Annotated in this window: 26 protein-coding genes; 8 read left to right on the forward strand and 18 right to left on the reverse strand. The window is 39.4% G+C overall.

Translation table 11 applies throughout. The annotated features are described in order from the left end of the window. Positions 1-60: 60 nt before the first annotated feature. The 3 genes from SB028_RS10095 to SB028_RS10105 form a co-directional block, all read right to left on the reverse strand. Complete coding sequence (locus SB028_RS10095) at positions 61-654, reverse strand: Slp family lipoprotein (protein WP_069369093.1); 594 nt, start codon at positions 652-654, stop codon at positions 61-63. A gap of 92 nt (positions 655-746) precedes the next feature. Beyond that, on the reverse strand, positions 747-1,448 hold the full coding sequence (gene tsaB, locus SB028_RS10100) for a tRNA (adenosine(37)-N6)-threonylcarbamoyltransferase complex dimerization subunit type 1 TsaB (RefSeq protein ID WP_069369092.1): 702 nt from the start codon (positions 1,446-1,448) through the stop codon (positions 747-749). A 92-nt stretch (positions 1,449-1,540) separates the two neighbouring features. Next, positions 1,541-3,484, reverse strand: a complete 1,944-nt coding sequence (locus SB028_RS10105; protein ID WP_077885135.1) for an ATP-dependent DNA helicase — start codon at positions 3,482-3,484, stop codon at positions 1,541-1,543. 85 nt (positions 3,485-3,569) lie between these two features. On the opposite strand from SB028_RS10105, the gene SB028_RS10110 reads away from it, so the two are divergent. After that, positions 3,570-3,914, forward strand: coding sequence for a RidA family protein (locus SB028_RS10110; RefSeq protein WP_069369090.1), 345 nt, complete (start codon positions 3,570-3,572; stop codon positions 3,912-3,914). 24 nt (positions 3,915-3,938) lie between these two features. On the opposite strand, the gene SB028_RS10115 is transcribed toward SB028_RS10110, so the two are convergent. The 5 genes from SB028_RS10115 to zwf form a co-directional block, all read right to left on the reverse strand. Beyond that, positions 3,939-4,811: an SDR family oxidoreductase gene (locus SB028_RS10115; RefSeq protein WP_069369089.1), complete on the reverse strand. Its 873-nt coding sequence runs from the start codon at positions 4,809-4,811 to the stop codon at positions 3,939-3,941. 102 nt (positions 4,812-4,913) lie between these two features. Continuing rightward, entirely contained in the window at positions 4,914-5,879 is a 966-nt protein-coding gene (locus SB028_RS10120; protein ID WP_069369088.1) for a lysozyme inhibitor LprI family protein, read from the reverse strand. Between the two features lie 259 nt (positions 5,880-6,138). Beyond that, a complete protein-coding gene (gene mdtI, locus SB028_RS10125) occupies positions 6,139-6,471 on the reverse strand; it encodes a multidrug/spermidine efflux SMR transporter subunit MdtI (protein WP_023582084.1) in 333 nt (110 codons plus the stop codon). 2 nt (positions 6,472-6,473) lie between these two features. Further along, on the reverse strand, positions 6,474-6,914 hold the full coding sequence (gene mdtJ / locus SB028_RS10130) for a multidrug/spermidine efflux SMR transporter subunit MdtJ (RefSeq protein ID WP_069369087.1): 441 nt from the start codon (positions 6,912-6,914) through the stop codon (positions 6,474-6,476). A 588-nt stretch (positions 6,915-7,502) separates the two neighbouring features. Beyond that, on the reverse strand, positions 7,503-8,978 hold the full coding sequence (gene zwf / locus SB028_RS10135; protein WP_069369086.1) for a glucose-6-phosphate dehydrogenase: 1,476 nt from the start codon (positions 8,976-8,978) through the stop codon (positions 7,503-7,505). Between the two features lie 351 nt (positions 8,979-9,329). Between zwf and SB028_RS10140 the strand changes: the two genes are divergently transcribed. Further along, positions 9,330-10,172 carry a MurR/RpiR family transcriptional regulator gene (locus tag SB028_RS10140; RefSeq protein WP_069369085.1) on the forward strand — a complete coding sequence of 281 codons (843 nt, stop codon included), beginning with the start codon at positions 9,330-9,332 and terminating at the stop codon, positions 10,170-10,172. Between the two features lie 230 nt (positions 10,173-10,402). Further along, positions 10,403-11,845: a pyruvate kinase gene (gene pyk, locus SB028_RS10145; RefSeq protein ID WP_069369084.1), complete on the forward strand. Its 1,443-nt coding sequence runs from the start codon at positions 10,403-10,405 to the stop codon at positions 11,843-11,845. 80 nt (positions 11,846-11,925) lie between these two features. Here pyk and lpxM read toward each other — a convergent pair whose 3' ends face one another. The 3 genes from lpxM to znuA form a co-directional block, all read right to left on the reverse strand. Beyond that, positions 11,926-12,900 (reverse strand): lauroyl-Kdo(2)-lipid IV(A) myristoyltransferase, encoded by a 975-nt coding sequence (gene lpxM / locus SB028_RS10150; RefSeq protein WP_069369083.1) that lies wholly within the window; start codon positions 12,898-12,900, stop codon positions 11,926-11,928. A 105-nt stretch (positions 12,901-13,005) separates the two neighbouring features. Beyond that, positions 13,006-14,331, reverse strand: coding sequence for a murein DD-endopeptidase MepM (gene mepM, locus SB028_RS10155; protein WP_069369082.1), 1,326 nt, complete (start codon positions 14,329-14,331; stop codon positions 13,006-13,008). Between the two features lie 12 nt (positions 14,332-14,343). After that, on the reverse strand, positions 14,344-15,288 hold the full coding sequence (znuA, locus tag SB028_RS10160) for a zinc ABC transporter substrate-binding protein ZnuA (RefSeq protein WP_069369081.1): 945 nt from the start codon (positions 15,286-15,288) through the stop codon (positions 14,344-14,346). 74 nt (positions 15,289-15,362) lie between these two features. On the opposite strand from znuA, the gene znuC reads away from it, so the two are divergent. Together znuC and znuB are read left to right on the forward strand one after the other, a co-directional pair. Further along, positions 15,363-16,088, forward strand: a complete 726-nt coding sequence (gene znuC, locus SB028_RS10165; RefSeq protein WP_069369080.1) for a zinc ABC transporter ATP-binding protein ZnuC — start codon at positions 15,363-15,365, stop codon at positions 16,086-16,088. Next, entirely contained in the window at positions 16,081-16,866 is a 786-nt protein-coding gene (gene znuB / locus SB028_RS10170) for a zinc ABC transporter permease subunit ZnuB (protein ID WP_069369079.1), read from the forward strand. Before znuC ends, znuB begins: the two co-directional genes overlap by 8 nt. A gap of 110 nt (positions 16,867-16,976) precedes the next feature. On the opposite strand, the gene SB028_RS10175 is transcribed toward znuB, so the two are convergent. The 7 genes from SB028_RS10175 to aspS form a co-directional block, all read right to left on the reverse strand. Beyond that, entirely contained in the window at positions 16,977-17,453 is a 477-nt protein-coding gene (locus tag SB028_RS10175) for a macro domain-containing protein (RefSeq protein ID WP_069369078.1), read from the reverse strand. A gap of 33 nt (positions 17,454-17,486) precedes the next feature. Beyond that, positions 17,487-18,497 (reverse strand): Holliday junction branch migration DNA helicase RuvB, encoded by a 1,011-nt coding sequence (gene ruvB, locus SB028_RS10180; protein WP_069369077.1) that lies wholly within the window; start codon positions 18,495-18,497, stop codon positions 17,487-17,489. Between the two features lie 12 nt (positions 18,498-18,509). Then, on the reverse strand, positions 18,510-19,130 hold the full coding sequence (gene ruvA / locus SB028_RS10185; protein ID WP_069369076.1) for a Holliday junction branch migration protein RuvA: 621 nt from the start codon (positions 19,128-19,130) through the stop codon (positions 18,510-18,512). Positions 19,131-19,233: 103 nt separating this feature from the next. Beyond that, complete coding sequence (gene ruvC / locus SB028_RS10190; protein ID WP_006536599.1) at positions 19,234-19,755, reverse strand: crossover junction endodeoxyribonuclease RuvC; 522 nt, start codon at positions 19,753-19,755, stop codon at positions 19,234-19,236. A gap of 124 nt (positions 19,756-19,879) precedes the next feature. Next, positions 19,880-20,635 (reverse strand): YebC/PmpR family DNA-binding transcriptional regulator, encoded by a 756-nt coding sequence (locus tag SB028_RS10195; protein ID WP_006536597.1) that lies wholly within the window; start codon positions 20,633-20,635, stop codon positions 19,880-19,882. A gap of 28 nt (positions 20,636-20,663) precedes the next feature. Further along, entirely contained in the window at positions 20,664-21,098 is a 435-nt protein-coding gene (nudB, locus tag SB028_RS10200) for a dihydroneopterin triphosphate diphosphatase (protein WP_069369075.1), read from the reverse strand. 3 nt (positions 21,099-21,101) lie between these two features. Continuing rightward, positions 21,102-22,886, reverse strand: a complete 1,785-nt coding sequence (gene aspS / locus SB028_RS10205) for an aspartate--tRNA ligase (protein WP_069369074.1) — start codon at positions 22,884-22,886, stop codon at positions 21,102-21,104. 266 nt (positions 22,887-23,152) lie between these two features. Between aspS and SB028_RS10210 the strand changes: the two genes are divergently transcribed. The 3 genes from SB028_RS10210 (at position 23,153) to cmoB (ending at position 25,465) form a co-directional block, all read left to right on the forward strand. Next, positions 23,153-23,551 (forward strand): MAPEG family protein, encoded by a 399-nt coding sequence (locus SB028_RS10210; protein ID WP_069369073.1) that lies wholly within the window; start codon positions 23,153-23,155, stop codon positions 23,549-23,551. A gap of 187 nt (positions 23,552-23,738) precedes the next feature. Next, the gene (gene cmoA, locus SB028_RS10215; RefSeq protein WP_069369072.1) at positions 23,739-24,494 is read left to right on the forward strand and encodes a carboxy-S-adenosyl-L-methionine synthase CmoA; all 756 of its coding nucleotides are present in this window, start codon (positions 23,739-23,741) and stop codon (positions 24,492-24,494) included. Next, the gene (cmoB, locus tag SB028_RS10220; protein ID WP_069369071.1) at positions 24,491-25,465 is read left to right on the forward strand and encodes a tRNA 5-methoxyuridine(34)/uridine 5-oxyacetic acid(34) synthase CmoB; all 975 of its coding nucleotides are present in this window, start codon (positions 24,491-24,493) and stop codon (positions 25,463-25,465) included. Before cmoA ends, cmoB begins: the two co-directional genes overlap by 4 nt. Positions 25,466-25,497: the final 32 nt, after the last annotated feature.

Here is a 25,497-nt window from a genome sequence, read left to right on the forward strand (position 1 = left end):
CACCGTTTCACACAAATGGAGATGAAATATTATATCGTCATATGGTTAAACACCCATTTTTTATTCCAAAATGGGTACGATTTGACCAGCTCCATATGGATATCCACCATAGCCACCATATCCAGGGTAATAACCCCATGGACCATCTCCATAATATCCCCATGTCATAACAGGTGCTGGCATAATGACTTGCTGTGTCAGTGTCCAACGTTTCATACCTGTCACATCAATACGTAAGAATGGATAACGGGCTTCACCCACTTTGCCTGTTTCAACACCTTTGATCGTACCAACAACAGTGACATACTGGTTTTTGTAATCAGCAGGATCTAAGAAATGCATAACATTAGCATAGAGACGCCCAATAGAAGGTTGTTGTAATTCAGGGGCGGCATCGTATTGAGAAAGAGGCATAACAGCAATTTCTAGCTGTGTTGATGATGGGAGATTCTTAACATCGATCACACGTCCACCAAAACGCCCTTCTTGACCAACATAAAGCTCAGGTGCAACAAAAACGCTATTTAAATTCGTAACAGGTGTTGCTGATGTTCCTTTGATAGCTTCAGGTATAGAGACGCATCCCGCTAGAAACAAAGCACCAGATAGAAATAGCGCTTTGCTTACCAAACGGTAGTTTAATTGTCTGTTCATAAACCACCTCATTGCAAGTCAATATTAACGTTACTCTATAATAATATTATAGCTTAGTTTCATTCTTCGACGTCTAATAGATACTCATAAATCTATTCACGCCCAGGCAGTTTTTTCCACGTCACTTCATTACGCAAATAAACAGGCTCAGCATCTTCAACTTTCGTTGCTTTACCTTCATGCCAAGCGGTTACAGCAAGAGGTAACATATCTTGCGCAGCAGGAAGTGTAATTTCAGTTTCAATAACCGAGAAAGGTAGCTTTCCTCTTAAATCAGGATAAGCTTGCCAGCCCGTACCGGCAATTCCCCATGTCCCCGTCGTTGATTGTAATGCTTCAATAAATTGCTCAGGTTTCATTACGGCTTCAGAGTCTTCCCCCATCCAAACACCTGCATCATTACGCTGATATTGAGCGCAATAAATTTCCCCCATACGCGCATCTATTGCGACAAGAACTTGTCTGATACCCGTTGTTCGAAAGACACCTTCAGCCATTGTGGCAAGTGATGAAATACCAATCATAGGTAACTCTGCACCTAACGCGATACCTTGTGCAACACCTACACCAATACGAACACCCGTAAAACTTCCAGGACCTCGTCCAAAAGCAAGTGCATCTAATGATTGTAATGTGATATTTGCTTCTTCTAAGGCGCTTTTCACCATCGGTAAAATCTTTTGTGTATGTTCACGAGGTGAGATTTCAAAACGTGAAGCAACAACGCCTTCATTCCAAACTGCAACTGAACAAGATTCTGTTGCAGTATCAATTGCTAAAATTCGCAGTGACACGCCATAACTCCGGCAAATTCGATAATTAAAAGAGGAAGAATAATATCATAATAGTGTTCAACAGAATAAACACACATTCTGTGCGATCGCTATTATGAATCCGATATTTCTTGTGTTTCATTATGCTGTGCGCGTTGGCTCAAAAATTTCATTGTCTTTTCGAGTGAACGCGTTCGTGGTGAGGGTGGCAAACTACTTAGAAAAACCTCGCCATAAGCACGAGAAACCAACCTATCATCACAAACTATAATTGCACCATAATCGTGTACATCACGAATTAATCGCCCAACACCTTGTTTTAAACTAATAACAGCATCAGGAATTTGAACATCCTTAAAAGCATCTCCGCCCCGCAATTCACAATCTTCAATACGGGCTCTTAATAAAGGATCATCAGGTGCGGTAAAAGGTAATTTATCAATAATCACACAAGACAGTGTATCGCCGCGCACATCAACGCCTTCCCAAAAACTTTGTGTTGCAACTAAAAGCGCATTACCTGATGAGACAAATTTTTGCAGTAATTGTGTCTTACTCATTTCGCCTTGCATCAATACAGGTAATGGCAAACTGGCTTTAAATTCTTCGGCAAGTCCACGCATCATGGCATGTGAAGTACAAAGGAAAAAACAGCGACCTTGGTTCTTTAAAATAACGGGCGTTAGCATAGCAGCTAAACGTTTCGCCGTATAAGACTGATTTAATGGTGGTAAATAACGCGGGACACAGAGTAATGTTTGATGTTGATAATCAAACGGACTGTTTAAAATCAGTGTTGTCGCCTTTTCTAAGCCCAATCTATCTGTGTAATAAGACATCTGCTCATTCACAGAAAGTGTTGCTGAGGTAAATACCCAACTGCTTTTATGCGATTTGATTAATTCGCGAAATTTATCCGCAACAGAGAGTGGCGTAATCGCTAATAAGAAATGGCGACCATAACTTTCAAACCAGTAGCTATAACCCGGGATTGTGGTATCAATCAGACGTTTTAAGCGATTGCGATAAACGGTGGCGCGTTCAAAAGCACTATCGAGTAGTTGGCTTCGTCCTAATGAGAGTTTCATTACGTCGTAGCTCAGTTCTAAGGCATCATCCAATAACGTAAGAAAACGTTTTGTTTCACCACCTTGCAATAGCTCACGTAAGTTTCCTCGATAGCCTGTCTCACCTAACGCTAGGCGAAAATCCATCACCATTTGCGTTAATCTATCCGCACTTTTTTGCAACTGAACTTGATCACGAACTTCAGTGCGATAAGCCACCGTCATATCTCTGGCGAGATCAAAAAGCTGCCTACTGGTAAGTTGCTGACCAAAATAGTGGCTAGCGATATCTGGAATTTGATGGGCTTCATCAAAAATCATAATTTCAGCTTCCGGAATTAGCTCACCAAAACCGGTATCTTTAACGACAGTATCCGCCATAAATAAATGATGATTAACCACTACAATATCTGCATCCATTGCTTTTTTACGAGCGCTTAAAACATAACACTCTTTATAGCGAGGGCAATCACTCCCTAAACAGTTATCGTTAGTGCTTGTGACTAAAGGCCAAACTCGGCTATCCTCCGCAACACTATGGCAACGGCTAACATCACCATCTTCTGTTTGTGTTGACCATTGGCGTACATACATAACATCAGACAAAACTTCAGCGTCAAGATCACCCCCACTGAGCATTTGCTGATCAAGTCGTTCTAAGCAAAGATAGTTTGAACGCCCTTTTAATAATGCGGTATTACCATCATAATTAATTGCTTCAATGATCGTGGGTAAATCTCGACTATATAATTGATCTTGCAAGGCTTTAGAGCCTGTTGAAATAATCGTTTTCTTACCCGAGCGCAATGCGGGCACGAGATAGGCATACGTTTTCCCTGTACCTGTCCCTGCTTCAGCGATAAGTACACCTTGCTTATCAATAGTTTCCGTTATTGATTTCGCCATTTGTCGTTGAGCTTCACGGGGATGAAATCCTGGAATAGTTCGGGTTAAAATCCCGTTTTCTGCAAAATCGTCTGACACAGGCATACTCTTTTTATAAAATAAGACGTAAATTATGCCAGTGGATAACCAAAAGTACCACCTATGCTGTTAATACAAAGGAGAACTCGTAATGACAATTAAACGTATCGACCCTGAAGATCGCTGGTCTGAAGCCGTTATTTATAACGATACGATTTATTACACAGCAGTGCCAGAAAATTTATCAGGCGATATTATTGAACAAACAGCAGACACATTAGCGGCAATTGACGTTTTGTTACAACGTGTAGGTTCTGATAAAACTAAAATTCTTGATGCGACAATTTTTTTAGCTGATAAAGCTGATTTTGAAGGTATGAATAAAGCGTGGGATGCATGGGTTGCTAAGGGTAGCGCACCTGTACGTTGTACTGTGCAAGCACAATTAATGCACCCTGAATATAAAGTCGAAATTAAAATTATTGCAGCAATGTAACCACGCTGTACTCAGCACCCTATTTTATGGGTGCTTATTTTTTGAATTTAACTTATTCGCTAAGTCAAGATAGTAATCTGATAAATGCTCATCGCCATAAATCTCACCAATATGGCTATTTCCCATAAATGTTAAGAAAAACTCAAAAGGCCCATAAAATTTTTGAGAAGTAAAATGGCGCAATATAAAAATAGTCATTTTTCTTAATGAGTCTGGGAGATGGATAATTTTTACTTTTTTATTTAATGCAATACCTGCAAGCTCAGCAATTTGATTTAATGACACAATATCAGGTCCGCCCACAGAAATTTCTTTCACATTATGCCCTATCATTTTAATCACAAACTGGGCAAGATCTTTACCTGAAATAGGATTAATTTTTTGTTCGCCCGAACCAAATAAATAGACTTTTCCCGCCGAAGCCATTTGTAAAAAATCGCCCATATCGCTGAAGTAGCCATTAGGTCGAATAACACAATACGATAAATTAGATTGTTTTAATTTATCAACAAAACGCTCTTTAGCTTCAAAGATTTTTAATTGACGGTATTTATCTCCATCTATGGCGGAGATATAAATAAACTGTTTAACTTGTGATTTTATAGCCTCTTCGAGAAGGTTTACGTTCGCTTGATAGTCAACATCCATATAAGTTAATCCCTCTTTTTGCCGAGTGATCCCTACTGTGGAAATAACACAATCAATATCTTTAGTAATCTCTTTTATTTGGTCAGGATGTGTTATTGCACCAATAAAAACATCATCCATATTCGTAAACTGTGTTGCTTGCTGGTGATTTCTAACTAAAACACGTACCCAATAACCTTGTGTTTTTAGTTCTTGCACAAGAAATCGTCCTAAATAACCAGTTGCTCCTGCAACTAATATCCGTTTCATATATTCTCCTTGTTTAAATAATAAAAAATAACATAAAAATAAAAAAAACGGACAAATTTAATTAGCACCTACCATTAATGACAGATGCTAATTTTTATAACTTTATTTTAACTCAGGGATCCTGCTTTTTATTGCCTCAGCATGACAACTATATATTTTTGCTAATTTTTCATCACTGCCTTCAGATGTTACTTTTCCACAAATAAGATCTTTATTTTTTATCCACTGGCGTTGACCTAATAATAACGCTTTTCTCTGTTCACTACTTAAACTTTGCCATTTATTATTTAATTTAGCATCTGCGGTAAGAAAATCTTGTTTTGCTTGAGAAAGTGAAAGTTCTGGTGCTTCTTGCAAAGCTTGTCTTTGACGACGAACTTCTTGTTGTTCTAACGCCTGTTGACGTAGTGATTCTTGTTCTGCTTGTTGATCTAATAATTGTTGTTGTCGATTCAATTCTTGCTGTTGACGAAGTTCATCTTGTTTCTTTTGTAATTCCTTTTCTTGCTGTTGTTGCAATATTCTTTGTTGTTCTTTAATTGGCTTAATTATAGATAACGTGGAAACAAAAGCTGCGCCATTAGAAATACTATTTCTTGTAGCAAGATTGACAAATACTGTTTTATTATCATCGGTTGGTTGAACGCTATAATCTATTCTCGCAGAGAAAGTATTTGCATTTTGCTCTAATGATAAGGTTTCAAGGGTTTTATCAAGGTTACTGTTGAATTCCGTGCGATAATAATCATGTAATATTTCATAATTATTTGCCGGTATAGTCATTGACACCATTGCGGAACATGATTTCATCGTACTATTAGGATCATTCGCCTTGGTCATTATTTCAGACACACTAAAGCTAATTTCTTCTAATGTTGCTCGTTTTAATTGATTTGTGACATCGGAGTAATTACTTGTTTGGCGAGAAATTTCCTCTAGTGTTGTTTTTTTCAAAGCATCTATAAGAGAAGATTGTGTTAATTCTGAAGAACAACCGATAGGCTCTGTTTTTTCACCACAAGCCGTTAGTAATAAAGGAAAGCATAAAGCGATATATTTTAGTTTCATTGTCATTTTCCGATAATCTCAAACAGTCTCATTTTAAAGTAAAAATAGTTAAATATATTTTATATTAAATATATTTAATTTCACTTTATTTAACTGCTATCAGAAACACAAATTTGACTAAAAAAATAGAATGATAATATCTTAGATATAAAATAAAGGGCTGAATTCAGAAAAGCTCAGCCCTTTTTTATTTTCTAATTTTACTGTGGTATTTATCTTGTTGCTCTTACCTATTCATTACTCATTAAGTTAATTAGATTTAGGCAAATTTAATCATTACCATGCCAACCAGTAATAATATAATCCCACCCCATCCTTTATAATTGAGTCGTTGATTAAATAAAATCCAACCAGCGGCGATAGTTGCAATAATTCCGAATGCTCCCCAAAGTGCATAGGCTACCGAAAGCTCTATTCCTTTGACGGCCATCGCAAGCGCACTAAAAGCACCTAACACACAAAACAATGATAATATTCCCAATCCCATTCGGCTAAAGCCGTTAGACATTTTTAAGAATATATTTGCGACAATCTCGAGCACTACGGCAAGTATTAAAAACGCACCATGCCACCATTCAAATTGAGCTAACATAATTAAGCCTCCTTGATATTGGCAGGAATTGGCTTATTCGCTCCTTTTACAGCACTGGCAACATGCTTGGCTTTACCCGCAATACTTTTCACCGATTCTGTTGTTTTCTTAGCAACCGTCGATTTTTTAGTACCTGATTTGATCAGTGTGATCCCTGCAATTAACATTGCAAGACCACCTAATTTTAATGGTGAGAGTGATTCACCAAACCACAGAACGCTAAATGTTGTAATAATGACAATTCCAATACCTTCCCACAGTGCATATGCTACACCTAATGCCACTTTTTTGACGGCTATGGCTAAAAAGATATAGGAAGTGGCAATCATTAACCACATCACAATCATACCAGTGTAACCACCGCTCACACTGGCGTACTTCATCGATAAAGTACCGATAACTTCACAAACAATAGCTAATGCTAAAAATATCCAATAAATCATTTTTTTCATCTCTCATACATATTCGAAATACGCCAAAACGTTTCTTGCACAGAAGATAGAGAATATGTAGATAGTCTTTCTGGCGGCAATAGTAACCGAACGTTAAGGCAACGTCGTTTCCTGATAACTCAGGGATTAAGATGAGAGGTTTCTATAATGCGCCACACCAGTAGTGTTCGCTGGATAAAATAGCAGAAAGGAATAACTTATAGGTAGAACGTTTAACTTTGACGCTTTTGGCGCTAGTCATGATTATTTATTCTTTCATCGCACAGACCATCCGCACGATATACTCCGAACCCTCATATAAGATGGTTAAATGTTACATGATATTTCTATCATGCCAAATTATTTAAAGCAATGCTTTTAAGGAAATTTTTTTCGTTAATTGGTTGGTTTTGTTTAAGTTTTAATTTTTTATTGTGCTATGGCTTATAAGTCTTATGAATAGTTATTGAAACAATTTTCGTTTTAGCTTGGTTTTATTCATTTATTAGCCAGTAATTATGCTTAAAAATAGTTACTGAAGAGAAAAACACCCAGCATAGCTCTGGGTGTTTTCTTTTTAGAATGGACAATCAAAATCAATTATTCAATTTCATTCCAAGAGCGACCATCACGGGTGATCATGGCAACAGATGCAACCGGTCCCCATGTCCCCGCTTGATATGGCTTAGGCAACTCATTATCGCATTCCCATGCATTGATAATTGAATCAACCCATTTCCATGCTTCTTCTACTTCATCACGACGCACAAATAGCGCTTGGATCCCGCGCATAGCTTCTAACAATAAGCGCTCGTAAGCATCCGCTAAATGTGTTTGATTGAATGTTTCAGAGAAGCTCAAGTCCAACTTGGTTGTTTGTAAACGGTGTTTATGATCGAGCCCCGGTGCTTTATTTAGCACTTCAATATCGATGCCTTCATCGGGTTGTAAACGGATCGTCAGCTTATTTTGTGGTAACTCTTGATAAGTCTCACTGAAGATATTCAGCGCAGGCTTTTTAAAATAAACCACAACTTCTGAACATTTGCTTGGTAGACGTTTACCCGTTCTTAGATAGAACGGAACACCTGCCCAACGCCAGTTGTCAATATCAGCGCGGATTGCCACAAATGTTTCTGTATTACTGGTTTTATTAGCACCTTCTTCATCTAGATAACCTGGTACTTTTTTACCTTGCACAAAGCCACCCGTATATTGTCCACGAACCGTTTTTTCGCGAATATTCGTGTTATCAATACGGCGTAATGAGCGTAAAACTTTTACTTTTTCTTGACGAATACTGTCAGCAGTTAAATCCGCCGGTGGTGACATCGCAATCATAGTCAGGATTTGTAATAGGTGATTTTGCACCATGTCACGCATTTGACCCGCTTGATCAAAGTATCCCCAACGCCCTTCAATACCCACTTCTTCTGCAACCGTAATTTGGACATGATCAATCGTTTTATTGTCCCAGTTGTTAACAAATAATGAGTTTGCAAAACGCAGTGCTAATAGATTTAAAACCGTTTCTTTACCTAAATAGTGGTCAATACGATAAATTTGAGTTTCTTTAAAGTATTTCGCTACGCTATCGTTAATAGAAACAGAAGACGCTAAATCTGTCCCTAATGGTTTTTCCATTACGACACGGTTAGGCTCTTTATTTAATTTTGCATGACCTAATCCCTGACACATTGCGCTAAAGGTGCTTGGAGGCATAGCAAAGTAATAGATAGCCGGTAATTTATCTTGTTTTAGATGCTTTGATAACTCAATGAAATGGTCTGTTTCATTAACATCAAGATTACAAAAATCTAAGCGCTCACTTAAACGTTGCCAAACTTCAGGGTTAATCTCTTCTTTTAAAAAGGTTTTTAACGCTTCATGAGCGACATTTTTATATGCCTCAACATCCCAATCAGCACGACCGACACCAATAATGCGAGAGTCAGGGTGAATATATCCTGCTTTTTCCAATTGATATAATGATGGAATGAGCTTACGGCGTGCGAGATCCCCTTTCGTACCGAAGATAACCAGATCACAGGCCTGAGCAGTCGATATCGCTGCCATAGAACGTCTCCTCATGATGAGATTTTGTAATTTTGTTACAGAATTTTGTATTAATGTACTCTTTTGGGTGTATTCAGTAAATACACTTGCGCATTTTAGTCTCTAACTTACCACACATCTTGTAATGCTTCATTTTATGCCGAGTGTTTTATCTCTTCTTGTAACTTTACAACAGTTTTGTTTCTTGTTTTCAGCTTTGAAAGTTAGACACTCGTCATACTTTAACGAAAAAAGCCCTGTTTGCCGATGGATTACACTGCAAGCCTTGTTCTTTGCGTAGTATATTTTCATAAAACTGTTATAGATTTCTCCTTTTATTGAAATTGGTAAAGCCAAGGATCTGTATATTTAATGAATATATTGGAAAGAGTTCAGTCTAATCTGGACATCTTGAGTAAATCAGAAAAAAAAGTCGCAGAAGCTGTTTTAACTGCGCCACAAACCGTTATCCATTCAAGTATTGCTTTAATGGCTAAAACGGCTGATGTCAGTGAGCCAACTGTTAATCGCTTTTGCCGTCGTATGGCAACAAAAGGATTCCCTGATTTCAAATTACAATTAGCACAAAGCATTGCCAACGGCACACCTTATGTAAATCGTAATATTGATGATTCCGATACTGTCTCTTCTTATACCAATAAAATTTTTGAATCTGCAATGGCAGGACTTGAAGACGTTAAAAATAATATTGATATCGCAGCTATCAATCGGGCCGTTGATATTTTGACGCAAGCTAAAAAAATCTCTTTTTTTGGTTTAGGTGCATCGGCAGCCGTTGCTCACGATGCCATGAATAAATTTTCTCGTTTTAATATTCCAATTACTTATTTCGATGATGTTGTTATGCAACGCATGAGTTGTATAAATAGTACTGATGGTGATGTTGTTGTTATTATTTCACATACTGGGCGCACTAAAAATTTAGTTGAAATTGCCAAAATCGCACGCGAAAACGACGCCGCCGTTATTGCCATTACAACTCAGGGCTCTCTTTTAGCCTCTGAAGCAACCCTTCCCATCTTGCTTGATGTGCCTGAAGATACTGATATTTACATGCCGATGATCTCCCGCCTAGCACAACTCACCATTATTGATGTTCTTGCAACAGGATTTATTTTACGTCGAGGACCAAAATTCAGAGATAACTTGAAGCGCGTCAAAGAAGCTTTACGTAATTCACGGTTTGATAAGTAACCGTTTTTAATTATTCTGTTAGTATTGTCACACTTCCATTGTGCCCCTGACTAGATAAGTTTTTGAAAAATGGTAGCATATCTGCGAGCTAACTCTCGCATATAATGAAAACAGTCGTGTATGTTACAATTAGCTTGAAGCGTTTCACTTAACATATTGGATAAAGCGCAGTCTAATTTCTGTTTTATCCAATTGCCAACACCTTTCTTTCAAGGTCAACGGAGTAATACATGTCCAGACGGCTCAGAAGAACAAAAATTGTTACCACCTTAGGCCCAGCAACAGATCGTGATAATAACTTAGAAAAAATTATTATTGCTGGCGCAAATGTTGTTCGATTAAATTTCTCTCATGGTTCTGCGGAAGATCATCTTGCTCGCGCTAATCGCACGCGTGAAATTGCAGCTCGATTAGGTCGCCATGTTGCTATTCTTGGGGATTTACAAGGCCCTAAAATCCGTGTATCTACCTTTAAAGACGGAAAAATTTTCCTGAATGTCGGTGATAAATTCTTACTTGATGCCGCGCTCGAAAAAGGCGAAGGCAATCAAAATCAAGTAGGTATTGATTATAAAGGCTTACCAGCCGATGTCGTTCCAGGCGATATTTTACTTCTTGATGATGGTCGAGTTCAGTTAAAAGTCCTCAAAGTGGAGGGTTTAAAAGTCTTTACTGAAGTGACTGTCGGTGGTCCTTTATCTAACAATAAAGGTATTAATAAGCTCGGCGGAGGCCTTTCTGCTGATGCATTAACAGAAAAAGACAAGCAAGATATTATTACTGCGGCAAAAATCGGTGTTGATTACCTTGCTGTTTCATTCCCAAGAACGGGCGAAGATCTTAACCTTGCTCGCCGTTTAGCCCGTGATGCAGGCTGTGAATGCCAAATTGTTTCAAAAGTAGAGCGAGCTGAAGCGGTTGCTAATGATGAAATCATTGATGAAATCATTCTTGCTTCAGATGTGGTGATGGTTGCTCGTGGGGATTTAGGCGTTGAAATTGGTGATCCGGAGCTGGTTGGCGTACAGAAAAAATTAATTCGTCGTGCTCGTCAGCTTAATCGTGTCGTTATCACTGCGACGCAAATGATGGAGTCAATGATAACAAATCCTATGCCAACTCGTGCCGAAGTAATGGACGTTGCTAACGCCGTATTGGATGGTACAGATGCCGTTATGTTGTCGGCAGAAACTGCCGCAGGGCAGTACCCCGCAGAAACCGTCGCTTCAATGGCACAGGTCTGCCTAGGCGCTGAAAAAATGCCCGCTGCCAATGTTTCTAAGCACCGTTTAGATATGGTGTTTGATACCGTCGAAGAAGCCATCGCGATGTCTACCATGTATGCAGCTAACCATATGAAAGGCGTTAATGCGATTATTGCAATGACTGAATCAGGCCGTACTGCACGCATGATGTCTCGTATTAGTACAGGTTTGCCAATTTTCTCCATGTCTCGCCATGAAAAAACATTAAATCAGACTGCACTTTATCGTGGTGTCACACCTGTTTATTGTAGTACTCACACTGATGGTATTGCTGCGGCTAATGAAGCAATTGGTCGTTTGCGTGATAAAGGTTTCTTAGTTTCTGGTGATTTAGTGTTAGTCACTCAAGGTGACCTAATGGGTACCGTCGGTAGTACCAATACATGTCGTATTCTGACTGTTGAATAACACCAAATCCTAAATCTTAATAACAAAACGGGCACTTAATAAAGTGCCCATTTTTTATTTCCTTATTTTTAGTGCAAAAACTAGTCCAGAATATTCTCTTTCGCATAAGGCTCTATTTCGCCCTCTTTACGTGTTTTCAATAATTTTAAGATCCACGTATATTGCTCTGGCGTTGGTGTCACTAATGCTTCTAACTCTTCATTCATTCTACGTGCAATGTATGCATCATCTTTGTCTTCAATATCATCCATGGGTTCACGAACAATAATACTAAGCTGATGTGTTTTATGACAATACACTGGGAATAACGGTACGATAGCCGCTCGACATACTTTCATTAACCGCCCTATCGCAGGTAATGTCGCTTTATAGGTACCGAAAAAATCCACAAATTGGCTATGTTCTGCGCCATGATCTTGATCTGGTAGATAATAACCCCAGTAACCTTGTCGCACAGAAGAAATAAAAGGCTTAATGCCTGCTTCGCGTGAATGTAATCGACCATCAAAATGATGACGTGCTTTATTCCATAAATAATCAGCAACGGGATCTTTTTGGTGATGAAACATCGCTGCCATTTTTTGGCCAGTTGATGCTAATAGCATTGCCGGAATATCAACTGCCCAACCATGAGGCACCATAAAAATCACATTACGACCTTGCGCTTTAAAACGCTCAATAATGTCTAATCCCTGCCAAGAGGTACGTTTTAATATACGATCAGGGCCTCTTAAGCAAAGCTCTGCTAACATCACAAAAGATTGAGGCGCCGTTTCAAACATACTGTCGAGGACATTTTCACGTTGTGTTTTATTCCATGTTGGAAAACAGTATCTCAAGTTGATATCTGCACGACGTCTTGCACTTTTCGCTTTACGCCCAACAAAACGACCAATAGAAGCAAGAAAGGGATCTCGCCATTTTACTGGCATATAAGCTAATGCACTTAATACACCTGCACCTAACCATGTTCCCCAATGACGAGGATGCAAATATGCGCGGTGAAAAGTGGGTACATAACCCGCTTTGCTATCTGTATCTTTTTCTTTATTCATCAGATAACTCTCTGAACTGATATCCCAAATGGGTGTAAAAAATATTAAAACAAAAACGGATGATAACAATCATCCGCTTTTATGTCTTTAAAATCGTGTTTATTGTCAATCAGCTAGCACTAATTGAGGTTTAATCTCTTTTACTTTGGCAAGATATTCTTGTTTGTCTTTACCCGTTAAACCGTCAGCACGAGGTAATGTTGCCGTTAGTGGATTAACTGCTTGTTGGTTGATCCACAGTTCATAGTGCAAATGAGGCCCCGTAGAGCGTCCTGTATTCCCTGATAACGCAATTCTATCCCCACGCTTAACTCGTTGTCCTGGTTTTACAAGTAACTGACGTAAGTGCATATAACGTGTTGTGTATTGGCTACCGTGGCGAATAGCTATAAAGTTACCTGCGGCACCACTGTATTTTGCCACGATAACTTCACCATCTCCTGTTGCTAATACAGGAGTGCCTACTGGCATAGCAAAGTCGACTCCTTTATGAGCGGCTAAACGGCCTGTAACAGGGTTAATACGACGAGGGTTAAATTGAGAGGAAACTCTAAACTGTTTCACCGTTGGGAATCGCATAAATCCACGTTCTAACCCACCAGCTTGACTATCATAAAAACGACCGTCTTCCGCAAGGAAAGCATAATAATCTTTGCCTGCGCTACGTAAACGCACACCAATCAGTTCACTCTGCTCTGTACGACCATCCAGCACTTCACGAGAAAAAAGTGCGGCAAACTGATCACCACTTTGTAATTTTTTAAAGTCTACTTGCCATTGCAATGCTTTAGTCACTGCACGGGCTTCTGAATTCGTTAAACCTGCATTCGTTGCACTAACAGAGAAACTGCCACGAATAACACCGGTGGTAACACTGTTTTTCCACTCACCTTTTTGAAACGTTTTTGTCTCATTAAAACCCGTTTCTGTACGGGTATAAACACGCGTTTCACGGCGAGAAACACCCCAACTTAGCTCTTTTAGCAACCCATTATCATCAAGTTCCCAACTAATAGGCTGCCCGATTTTAAGGTTTCTAAGATCTTTATTTTGATTAGAGATGGTCGCGATATCAGCAGAATCAATACCAAACTGTGTTAGTATTGAACTTAGTGAATCACCACTAGAGACAATATAAGTATGAGGGACTTGGGCAACTGCGATGCTTGTATCTGAGCTATCATCAGCATCGACTAAACCTTCATCAGTGAGTTGATCACTACTGTCAGTAATAATGTCATCCGTATTTTCACTTTGTACTGTTGAAGGCATTTGAATGCTGACAGGGACTTCTCGGTTTTGCTCGTTTTGAAGAACCACTGGTCGCCAAATTGCGACGGCCAGTGTTGCAGCAGTTAACGAACCGAGCATGATCTTATGTGGGAGTGGTAAACTTAAATATACCTGTGCAATGGATTTCTTCTGCTGCACTTTCTTAATTCCTTATTGTGTTTCATTCAGGCAGCTCGCATATTGGTTAGCTAGTTGGGTAAGGAATTTTGTATAACTCTCTTGAGTCAGTGCAATCCCACTTCCTAGGGGGTCTAATACACCCATTTTAACCCCAGTGCCTTTCGCCACTGTTTCTATTACTGTCGGCCTAAATTGTGGCTCAGCAAAAATGCAGGTTGCTTTTTGCTCAACCAACTGTGTTCGTATTTGATGTAATTTCTGCGCACCCGGCTGTATTTCAGGGTTGATCGTAAAATGACCTAACGGCTTTAAATTATAATGTTTTTCGAAGTAGCCATAAGCATCATGAAAGACAAAATAACCCTTATTTCTCACAGGCGACAGAATATTAACAAGATTTTTATCAGTTTGCTTGAGTTGTTCGCTGAATTTACCTAGGTTTACGTCCAGAAGTTCTTTTTTATCTGGATAGAGCATAATTAACCTTTCATGGATCTGTTTTGCAGACGACAACGCAATCTCTGGTGATAACCAGATGTGCATATTATAATCACCGTGAGAATGATGTTCGTGATTTTCCTCATGTTTATGGACATTGTCATCATCATCTTTCAATAAAAGTGACTTTATTTCGTCAGTTTCCGCTAAAGCCAACTTATGATTGTCAGTAAGTCTGTTTAATGGCTTATCTAAAAATACTTCCATATTAGGTCCAACCCATACCATCAGGTCGGCGGAAGTGATTTTCTTCAAATCCGAGGGTTTTAATGCATAATCGTGTGGAGATGCCCCATCTGGTAATAAAACCTCTGTTGGTGTTACTCCATCAGCGATAGCCGCAGCAATAAATCCTATTGGTCTAATGGAAACGACGACATCAGCCTGCACTGAAGCAGTGAATGAGCTTATCATCGCTGTCGTTAAAAATGATTTCAATAAAAAACGATGCGCAAATTTGTTGTTTTTATGTAACATAGGAAGAATTCTCGTGAATCATCATTGGAAATGTTATATTATAACGTTTCAATGATTCTGCAAGTGCTAATTTTATGTCTGACTTGATTTGTTTAAAATCGGTTTCTGTTTCTTTTGGTGAAAGAGAAATTTTAAAAGATATCTCTTTTGATTTAAAAGCAGGCCGTATTCTTACTTTACTTGGCCCTAATGGTGCGGGTAAATCCACGGTTATCCGTTTAGTTCTTGGTTTATTACATCCAACCTCTGGAAAAGTTGAACGTCAAAATGCGTTACGAGTGGGTTATGTGCCACAAAAACTTTATCTCGATCCCACCATGCCACTCACCGTTAAACGGTTTATGACACTAAAACCAGGTGTTCATGATAGAGATATTCTCCCTGCTTTAGAACGCGTTAATGCGGCTAAATTAATCAATCAGCCTATGCAGAAACTTTCTGGTGGTGAGACACAACGTGTATTATTAGCAAGGGCCTTACTTAATCGACCTCAGCTTTTAGTCTTAGATGAGCCGACTCAAGGTGTTGATGTTAATGGTCAATTAGCACTTTATGATTTAATTAATCAGCTACGTCATGAATTAGGTTGTGCCATATTGATGGTTTCTCATGATCTTCATCTTGTAATGGCAAAAACAGATGAAGTCCTCTGTTTAAATGGTCATATTTGCTGTTCGGGCACACCTGATGTTGTTTCATCTCACCCTGAATTTATTGCCATGTTTGGAAGTCGTGGTGCTGAGCAACTGGGTATTTATCGTCATCATCACCAACATAGTAAGGAGTGTCGTCATGATTGAGTTGCTGTTACCGGGTTGGATTGCCGGTATGCTCTTAGCAATGGCGGCGGGCCCTTTGGGCTCTTTTGTCGTTTGGCGTCGTATGTCTTATTTTGGTGATACCTTAGCGCACGCTTCACTACTGGGTGTTGCTTTTGGTTTGCTGTTTAATATCGAGCCTTTTTATGCTGTTATTGCAGTCACGCTTCTTCTCGCCATTTTATTGGTCTGGTTAGAGTTAAAACCTCAACTTTCTGTTGATACTCTTTTAGGGATCATGGCACACAGTGCGCTCTCTTTAGGGCTTGTGGTTGTGAGTTTAATGTCGAATGTACGTGTCGATTTAATGGCTTATCTGTTTGGTGATTTACTGTCTGTAAACTATCAAGATGTTATCAGTATTTTTATTGGTGTTGTGATTGTTCTATTTGTGATTATTCGTTCATGGCGCCCACTGCTCTCCATGACAATTAATCAAGATATGGCATTTGTTGATGGTGTAAATATTCAGCGAGAACGCTTAAAGCTAATGATGATCACTGCATTAACCATTGGTTTAGCCATGAAGTTTGTCGGCGCGTTGATCATTACGTCTTTACTCATCATCCCTGCGGCAACGGCACGTCGTTTTGCTCGTTCTCCAGAGCAAATGGCATTAATTGCAATTGCTGTTGGTATGTTGGCAATTACAGGCGGTTTAACCTTCTCTGCTTTTTATGATACCCCTGCTGGCCCGTCTGTAGTTTTAGCGGCGAGTTGCCTGTTTATCTTGAGTTTATTTGCACCGGCTAAACAGTAATATTTCCAGCACGTTAGATAGATAACGAAATAAAAATAAACCCCAACAACACTATGTTATTGGGGTTTATTTTTATCTTTATTCAATTGAATATCTGAACATTGATATTTCTATTTTTTACTTAATTCTGTTTCGTCTATAGGAGAATAAATTAGCACATGAACATCCGTTAAGGGTTCCATTGCGCTTTTAATTTTTTCATACACCATAGACCATTCTAAGCCACCTAAACCCGCCCCTAAAGGTGGAATAGCAATAGACTTAATCTTGCGCTGTTTAATTTCATCAACCAGTGTAATTAATCCAGCTTCAATATCTTCAATGCAACTTGCATTTCGCCAGTGTCGTTTAGTCGGGAAGTTGACAATAAAACGGGGATTAGTCGCTTTTTTTATTTCATAAATAAACATCACACCCGGTGTCAGTTCTTTATTTTTGCATGCTAGAGCATAAGCTTTAAAATTATCAGGCCATGCTTTTTTAAACTGTAAGGCAATACCGCGCCCCATGACACCAACACAATTGACAGCATTGACAATTGCCTCAGTGTTTGCATGTAAAAGATTACCTTGTGTCAGTTCTATCATTTAAATCACCTTCAACCTCATCCGATACCAATTTTAAGGCTCTTCAACAATACGATTAAAATGACGATAAGCATGATTAGTGGCAACACGACCTCGTGGTGTGCGCTGAATAAAACCTTGCTGAATTAAATAAGGCTCTAATACATCTTCTATGGTTTCACGCTCTTCACCAATAGCTGCCGCAAGGTTATCTAGTCCTACTGGGCCACCCATAAATTTATCAATGATGGCAAAAAGGAGTTTACGATCTAAATAATCAAAACCTGCTGCATCTACATTCAACATATCAAGCGCTTTAGATGCAATCTCTTCATCAATAGCACCATTGCCTTTTACTTGAGCAAAGTCTCTCACTCGGCGCAATAATCGGTTAGTAATACGTGGAGTGCCTCGTGAACGCATTGCGATTTGACGAGCACCCTCATCTGTCATCTCTAATCCCATAAAACTGGCACTACGAGACACAATGTGTTGTAGATCGTCAACATTATAAAACTCAAGACGTTGAACAATACCAAAGCGGTCACGCAATGGTGAGGTTAAAGAGCCCGCTCTTGTGGTTGCCCCCACTAAGGTAAATGGAGGTAAATCAATTTTAATTGAACGAGCCGCAGGCCCTTCACCAATCATAATATCAAGTTGATAATCTTCCATTGCTGGGTAAAGAATTTCTTCAACAACCGGTGAAAGACGATGGATTTCATCAATAAATAATACGTCATGAGGCTCAAGGTTAGTTAGCATCGCGGCGAGATCGCCTGCTTTTTCAAGTACAGGGCCTGATGTCGTACGTAAATTAACCCCCATTTCATTCGCAATGATATTTGCCAATGTGGTTTTACCTAATCCAGGAGGTCCAAAGATAAGCAAATGATCGAGCGCATCTTGACGCAATTTAGCCGCCTGAATAAAAATCTCCATTTGTTCTCGAACTTGCGGTTGTCCGACATATTCGGCAAGAGATTTAGGACGAATAGCCCTATCAATAATTTCTTCTTCAGGTTGTTGAATTTCTGCTGAAATCAGGCGATCTGCTTCAATCACAATGTGTTACTCCTAAATAGCCGCACGCAACGCTTCTTTGATAAGCGTTTCGCTATCTGTACCCAGTTTTGCCACTTTACTGATCATTTTTGCAGCTTCTTGTGGTTTATAGCCTAATGCGATTAATGCAGCAGAAGCTTCGGCTTCAATATCAGCCGCTTTTGGCGCTTTAGGAGAAGTACTTTCTGGTAACTCGATATCATTATTTTCAAATAAATCACCATTAAGACCTTTAAAACGATCTTTCATTTCAACAACCAAACGCTCAGCTGTTTTCTTACCTACACCCGGTAATTTTACTAATGACGTGATAGATTCATTTTCAATAGCCGTCACAAATTGGCGAGCAGACATGCCAGATAGAATAGCTAAAGCAAGTTTAGGTCCTACACCATTGACTTTAATTAATTCACGAAAAAGTGCGCGCTCTTGTTTTTGATTAAAACCATAAAGTAATTGTGCATCTTCACGTACGATAAATTGCGTATAGATAATGGCTTCTTGACCAATATCAGGCAATTCATAAAAACAGGTCATTGGCATATTGATTTCATAACCTACGCCATTACCTGCCTCGATCAGCACCACTGGTGGCTGTTTTTCAAGAATAATTCCTCTGATACGACCTATCACCCTAATGCCTCCGCAAAAATAATTACGTCAAGTTTATAACATAAAAAAAGCTGGACGTATATCCAGCCTGTGAAAAACCAAAGACATTTACTAAGATAACAACTTATCTTAACCGACCTCGCGTTAATACTAAGCGCGGATCACCTACACGTAATAAATTTTGGTTAAAATGACAATGTGTAATCGCAATTGCCAATGCATCAGCAGCATCCGATTGTGGAGCCGCAGATAATTTTAATATTGAACGCACCATATGTTGCACTTGGCTTTTTTCAGCAGCTCCCGTTCCTACAACAGTCTGTTTCACTTGACGCGCCGCATATTCAAAAACAGGAAGATCATTATTAACTGCGGCAAGTATTGCTACACCACGCGCTTGTCCAAGCTTGAGTGCAGAATCAGCATTTTTAGCCATAAATACTTGTTCAACCGCAAACACATCGGGTGAAAATTGAGTAATGATTTCACTAACACCCGCATAAATACGTTTAAGTCGATTAGGAAGGTCGGGAACTTGTGTGCGAATACAACCACTTCCCAAATAGATAAGTTGTCGCCCTTGCTGTCGAATTACACCATAGCCTGTAACACGTGAACCGGGGTCTATACCGAGAATGATAGCCATATCAATTCCTGTTGCCGATATGGTCGATGGCGAGAGAAAAGAGCAAAAAAAGCTGCGCTGCTCTTCTCTTCGCACTTTTAATAACAGCAGTCAGCACTGTTATTTTCGATAATCGCTAGAACGATTACAGGATATCTTCCAGTTGTTTTGCAACTTCATCCGAGATATCACCATTGTGATACACTTCTTGTACGTCATCACTGTCTTCTAGCATATCGATAAGACGCATTAATTTAGGTGCTGTTTCAATATCTAATTCTGCTTTAGTCGATGGGATCATTGAAACTTCTGCTGATTCAGCAACAAAACCCGCTGCATCCATTGCATCTTTTACTTCACCAAACGATTCTGGTGTCGTGTAAACATCAATAGCACCATCATCATAAGTTTCAACGTCATCCGCACCCGCTTCTAATGCCGCTTCCATAACAGCATCTTCATCAACGCCCGGTGCGTAAGAAATGACACCTTTTTTAGTAAACAGATAAGAGACAGAACCATCTGTTCCTAAGTTACCACCAGTTTTGGTAAATGCATGGCGAACATCGGAAACAGTACGGTTACGATTATCACTTAAGCATTCAACCATCACAGCAGTACCCGCAGGACCATAACCTTCATAGATGATAGTTTCCATATTATCATTTTCATCATTACCCACACCGCGTGCAATCGCACGGTTTAAGGTGTCACGAGTCATGTTGTTTGATAATGCTTTATCAACTGCCGCACGTAAACGCGGGTTAGTTGCAGGATCACCACCACCTAAACGTGCTGCTGTAACTAATTCACGGATGATTTTAGTGAAAATTTTACCGCGTTTCGCATCTTGCGCTGCTTTACGGTGTTTTGTATTGGCCCATTTACTATGACCTGCCATGAAAATATCTCCAAACGTGGTCTAATCATTAAATAACAAATTCTTCAATCGCTTGTTGATTACTGGCGGATTTTGTTAATTTTGCCGCCAGTGGTGCGTCTAGCCATTGGTATTGCGAATGCTCAGTTAGCACAAGTTCTCGCTCCGCGGGCAGTGCTAATGTAAACCAATGTTCCTGACAATGTGTCACATCAGGTGCATAACGATGCCGAAAATGTGCAAAAATTTCAAAAAGAACTGAGCGATGGCAATCCACCAGCTCAAGATTTTCTTTTATGATATCAATTCCAACTTCTTCTTGCACTTCACGTAACGCCGTTTGAAATGGCGTTTCGTCTGCTTCTAAGCTACCGGTTACAGATTGCCAAAAATCAGGATCATCTCGACGCTTAAGCATAAGCACCCGTTTGGTCTCTTTTGCATAAATAACAACTAAAACGGATATCGGGCGCTTATATTTCATCTTTTACTCGTTATCTTCGCTAACTTCTTTTTGAGTCACTGCAATTGCTAACTCTTTTAAAGCATCTTCATTAGCAAAGCTTGGTGCATTTGTCATTAAACACGCAGCTGCGGTTGTTTTAGGGAACGCAATAACATCACGAATGTTATCAGTACCAGTTAACAACATCACTAAACGGTCTAAACCAAATGCTAAACCTGCATGTGGTGGAGTACCAAATTTAAGTGCATCTAATAAGAAGCCAAATTTTTCTTGTTGCTCATCAGGCGTAATACCTAAAATGCTAAATACCGCTTGTTGCATTTCATTACGGTGAATACGCACTGAACCACCACCCACTTCATAACCATTGATAACCATATCATACGCATTGGCTACCGCACCTACTGGATGTGCTGTTAACTCAGCAGGTGATAGGTCTTTTGGTGAAGTAAATGGATGGTGCATTGCACTTAAGCCCCCCGTTTCTTCATCTTCTTCAAACATTGGGAAGTCGATAACCCATAATGGTTTCCATGCGTTTAAGTCTGTCAGCTCAAGATCACGACCGACTTTCAAACGCAGAGCCCCCATCGCATCACTGATTGTGCCTTTACGACCCGCACCAAAGAAGATTAAATCACCATCTGTTGCGCCTGTTGTTTCTAAAATTGAGTTAACAACATCGTTAGTCAAGAATTTAGCGATTGGGCTTTGTACACCTTCAATGCCTTTCGCACTTTCGTTGACTTTCATCCACGCAAGACCTTTAGCGCCGTAGATACCAACGAACTGTGTATATTCGTCAATATTTTTACGCGTTAATGATGCGCCGCCTGGTACACGCAATGCGATAACACGACATTTTTCATCATTAGCCGCTTGTGCAAATACACTGAACTCAACATCTTTGACTAAATCAGCAATGTCTTTCAGTTCCATTGGGTTACGTAAATCGGGTTTGTCTGAACCATAACGACGCATGGCTTCAGCAAAAGTCATTACTGGGAACGCACCTAAATCGACATTAAGAATATCTAACCATAATGCATGGATCATACGCTCCATGACTTCGCGCACTTGGTCTGCACTCATGAAAGAGGTTTCAACATCGATTTGTGTGAATTCAGGCTGACGGTCAGCACGTAAGTCTTCATCACGGAAACATTTTACGATTTGATAGTAACGATCAAAACCCGACATCATTAACAGCTGTTTAAAAAGCTGTGGTGATTGTGGTAATGCGTAGAATTTACCTTTATGTACACGACTTGGTACTAAATAGTCACGCGCACCTTCTGGTGTCGCTTTTGTCAACATTGGCGTTTCAACGTCAAGGAAACCTTCACCATCCATAAAACGGCGAACAAAGCTTGTAATTTTAGCACGGGTTTTTAAGCGTTCAGCCATTTCAGGGCGACGCAGGTCTAAATAACGATAAGTTAAACGACGCTCTTCCGTATTTGTTTGATTACTATCTAACGGTAATGGCTCTGAACGGTTAAAAATAGACAGAGATTCTGCCGCTAACTCAATTTCACCTGTTGCCATATTTTTATTAACTTGGCTATCAGGACGAGCGCGTACTGTTCCTGTGACTTGAATACAAAATTCATTACGCAGTTCTGAAGCCTGAGAAAATGCCTCTTTCTGCTCTGGGTCAAAGAAGACCTGAACAATACCTTCACGATCTCGCATATCAATAAAGATAAGTCCACCTAAGTCACGGCGACGGTTAACCCAACCACAAAGAGTCACTTTTTGGCCCACATGGGCGCTATTCAACTGCCCACAATAATTAGTACGCATACAATATCCTTTTACTCAGCTTGTTGTGCTTTCTGCTGCGGAAATTTTGGCAATAGTCTTTTTCGAGTAGTGTCAAAAAAAAGGCAGACATTATAACGAAAATTCTTCCCGGAGATAAGAGTATAGACCTAGATTATATGATACATCTTTTCAAGGATTTGCTAATCCCCAAACAATTAATTAATAATAATTATTTATAGCGACAGAAGTCGCTTTGAGGTTTATCATTAAATTCGCCGTTTTTTGGCTTTGGCAATGGAGAAAAGATGGTTAGCTCGCTTTATATCATACTGGGCGCACTATTATTGATTAAATTATCCCTCAATGTTGTAAAACTCAGAACACAATATCGAGTTGCTTATGGCGATGGTGGCTTTTATGAATTACAAACAGCCATCCGTGTTCACGGCAATGCGGTAGAATATATTCCGATTTCGATGATCTTATTACTGGTCATGGAAATGAATGGTGCTTTTGTTTGGATGGTACACATCTGTGGCTCAATTTTAATCGCAGGTCGCTTTTTACACTCTTATGGGTTAAAACACCGTGAACTTCGCTGGCGTCGTTCAGGCATGGCAGCCACTTATTTATCAATGCTATTGATGATCATTGCTAATATTTATTTCCTTCCTTGGATACAAATCTTTTCCTTTTATTACTAAGTCCTCGCAGGAATAACATGATCATCCATGATCAAAATCGACATCCTTGCTGTTGTGTCTAATAACGGCAAGGTATCAAAAAGGTTTATTTATTTTTTCCCAATTCTTTCTAAATAATGCAACTTTGTGAGCACCGTCGCTTCTGATAGAATACTCGCTTCTTTTATTCCTTAAACCTATTTTAGTTATGTCGAATTCAAAATCATCACAACAAGACAGCTTATTTGCGACACCTATTGCTAATCTTGGTGACTGGCGCTTTGATGAAAAAGTCGCTGAAGTATTTCCTGATATGATAAAACGCTCAGTTCCCGGTTACTCTAATATCATCTCCATGATTGGTATGCTTGCAGGTCGCTTTGTTACGCCCAATAGCCAAGTCTATGATTTAGGTTGTTCTTTAGGCGCAGCAACCCTTTCCATGCGTCGTAATATTGATGCTACTGGCTGTAAAATTATTGGTGTTGATAATTCACCCGCCATGGTAGAACGCTGTCAGCGCCATATTGATGCCTATAAAGCTGATACACCCGTTGAGATTATTGAAGGTGATATTCTTGATATCGAAATTAATAATGCTTCAATGGTCGTGCTTAATTTTACCTTACAATTCTTAGCACCGAACGATCGCCAAATACTCTTAAACCGAATTTACCAAGGCCTTAATCCTGGTGGCGTGTTAGTGCTTTCTGAAAAATTCAGTTTTGAAGATAAAGAAATTGGTGAGTTGCTATTCAATATGCATCATGATTTCAAGCGAGCTAACGGTTACAGCGAATTAGAAATTAGTCAAAAACGGAGTATGTTAGAAAATGTTATGCTGACTGATTCTGTTGAAACGCATAAAACTCGTTTACATAACGCAGGTTTCCCACATACGGAAGTTTGGTTCCAATGTTTTAATTTCGGCTCTCTTTTAGCGATTAAAGGCAACAATGAATGATTAATTTTGGCGCGTTTTATCAACTTATTGCGCAGGATGAGCGCTTATTTCATTGGTTAGATACATTGCCTGCCCAATTATCAGAATGGCGTTCAAATGCGTTACACGGTCACTTTTCCTCATGGGAAAGAATGCTTGAGGGTTTACCTGAAATTACACCCACTGAGCTTGATTTGAAAAATGGAGTGACTGCTCAGCATACTCCAGCATTAAGCACAGGCGAGCAACTGGGATTAAGCAACGTTTTAAAAAATTTAATGCCATGGCGTAAAGGTCCATTTTCACTTTATGGCGTTAATATCGATACGGAATGGCGTTCTGATTGGAAATGGGATCGTGTTTTACCTCATCTTTCACCGCTTGAAGGCCGTTTGGTATTAGATGTTGGTTGTGGTAGTGGCTATCATATGTGGCGAATGTTAGGAGAAGGCGCAGAATTTGTTGTCGGGATCGACCCGACTCAACTTTTCTTATGCCAATTTGAAGCGGTCAGAAAATTATTAGGTAATGACCAACGCGCACATTTAATCCCTGTGGGTATTGAGCAAATGCCTGAATTAAATGCCTTTGATACTGTATTCTCGATGGGTGTACTTTATCATCGCCGTTCCCCCCTTGATCATTTATGGCAATTAAAGAACCAATTAGTTTCTGGTGGTGAATTAGTCTTAGAAAGCCTTGTTGTTGATGGTGATGAATTCCAATGCCTGATCCCAGGTGAACGTTATGCACAAATGCGTAACGTATATTTTATTCCATCTGCCAAAATGCTAAAAGTTTGGCTAGAAAAATGTGGTTTTAAAAATGTACGTATTGTCGATGAAAATACGACCTCTCTTGATGAGCAACGTAAAACCGATTGGATGGTCACTGATTCATTAGATGCATTCTTAGATGCTGATGATAAAACCAAAACCGTTGAAGGTTATCCCGCACCTAAACGTGCAATATTAATTGCCACTAAGCCTTAGTTTTTTTATTGAGTTCTAAAGGGATATCAAGT

Source organism: Proteus vulgaris, from assembly GCF_033708015.1.
Classification (GTDB): Bacteria; Pseudomonadota; Gammaproteobacteria; order Enterobacterales; family Enterobacteriaceae; genus Proteus.

What these genes read in the sequence shown, in the direction of transcription:
- SB028_RS10110 (WP_069369090.1), top strand. Translation starts at nt 3,570, where the DNA reads ATGACAATTAAACGTATCGACCCTGAAGATCGCTGGTCTGAAGCCGTT.
- mdtI (WP_023582084.1), bottom strand. Translation starts at nt 6,471, where the DNA reads ATGTTAGCTCAATTTGAATGGTGGCATGGTGCGTTTTTAATACTTGCC.
- SB028_RS10095 (WP_069369093.1), bottom strand. Translation starts at nt 654, where the DNA reads ATGAACAGACAATTAAACTACCGTTTGGTAAGCAAAGCGCTATTTCTA.
- SB028_RS10175 (WP_069369078.1), bottom strand. Translation starts at nt 17,453, where the DNA reads ATGATAGAACTGACACAAGGTAATCTTTTACATGCAAACACTGAGGCA.
- znuA (WP_069369081.1), bottom strand. Translation starts at nt 15,288, where the DNA reads ATGTTACATAAAAACAACAAATTTGCGCATCGTTTTTTATTGAAATCA.
- pyk (WP_069369084.1), top strand. Translation starts at nt 10,403, where the DNA reads ATGTCCAGACGGCTCAGAAGAACAAAAATTGTTACCACCTTAGGCCCA.
- znuB (WP_069369079.1), top strand. Translation starts at nt 16,081, where the DNA reads ATGATTGAGTTGCTGTTACCGGGTTGGATTGCCGGTATGCTCTTAGCA.
- cmoA (WP_069369072.1), top strand. Translation starts at nt 23,739, where the DNA reads ATGTCGAATTCAAAATCATCACAACAAGACAGCTTATTTGCGACACCT.
- znuC (WP_069369080.1), top strand. Translation starts at nt 15,363, where the DNA reads ATGTCTGACTTGATTTGTTTAAAATCGGTTTCTGTTTCTTTTGGTGAA.
- lpxM (WP_069369083.1), bottom strand. Translation starts at nt 12,900, where the DNA reads ATGAATAAAGAAAAAGATACAGATAGCAAAGCGGGTTATGTACCCACT.
- ruvC (WP_006536599.1), bottom strand. Translation starts at nt 19,755, where the DNA reads ATGGCTATCATTCTCGGTATAGACCCCGGTTCACGTGTTACAGGCTAT.
- nudB (WP_069369075.1), bottom strand. Translation starts at nt 21,098, where the DNA reads ATGAAATATAAGCGCCCGATATCCGTTTTAGTTGTTATTTATGCAAAA.
- zwf (WP_069369086.1), bottom strand. Translation starts at nt 8,978, where the DNA reads ATGGCAGCGATATCGACTGCTCAGGCCTGTGATCTGGTTATCTTCGGT.
- SB028_RS10105 (WP_077885135.1), bottom strand. Translation starts at nt 3,484, where the DNA reads ATGCCTGTGTCAGACGATTTTGCAGAAAACGGGATTTTAACCCGAACT.
- SB028_RS10195 (WP_006536597.1), bottom strand. Translation starts at nt 20,635, where the DNA reads ATGGCAGGTCATAGTAAATGGGCCAATACAAAACACCGTAAAGCAGCG.
- SB028_RS10120 (WP_069369088.1), bottom strand. Translation starts at nt 5,879, where the DNA reads ATGAAACTAAAATATATCGCTTTATGCTTTCCTTTATTACTAACGGCT.
- mdtJ (WP_069369087.1), bottom strand. Translation starts at nt 6,914, where the DNA reads ATGATTTATTGGATATTTTTAGCATTAGCTATTGTTTGTGAAGTTATC.
- SB028_RS10140 (WP_069369085.1), top strand. Translation starts at nt 9,330, where the DNA reads ATGAATATATTGGAAAGAGTTCAGTCTAATCTGGACATCTTGAGTAAA.
- SB028_RS10115 (WP_069369089.1), bottom strand. Translation starts at nt 4,811, where the DNA reads ATGAAACGGATATTAGTTGCAGGAGCAACTGGTTATTTAGGACGATTT.
- aspS (WP_069369074.1), bottom strand. Translation starts at nt 22,886, where the DNA reads ATGCGTACTAATTATTGTGGGCAGTTGAATAGCGCCCATGTGGGCCAA.
- SB028_RS10210 (WP_069369073.1), top strand. Translation starts at nt 23,153, where the DNA reads ATGGTTAGCTCGCTTTATATCATACTGGGCGCACTATTATTGATTAAA.
- cmoB (WP_069369071.1), top strand. Translation starts at nt 24,491, where the DNA reads ATGATTAATTTTGGCGCGTTTTATCAACTTATTGCGCAGGATGAGCGC.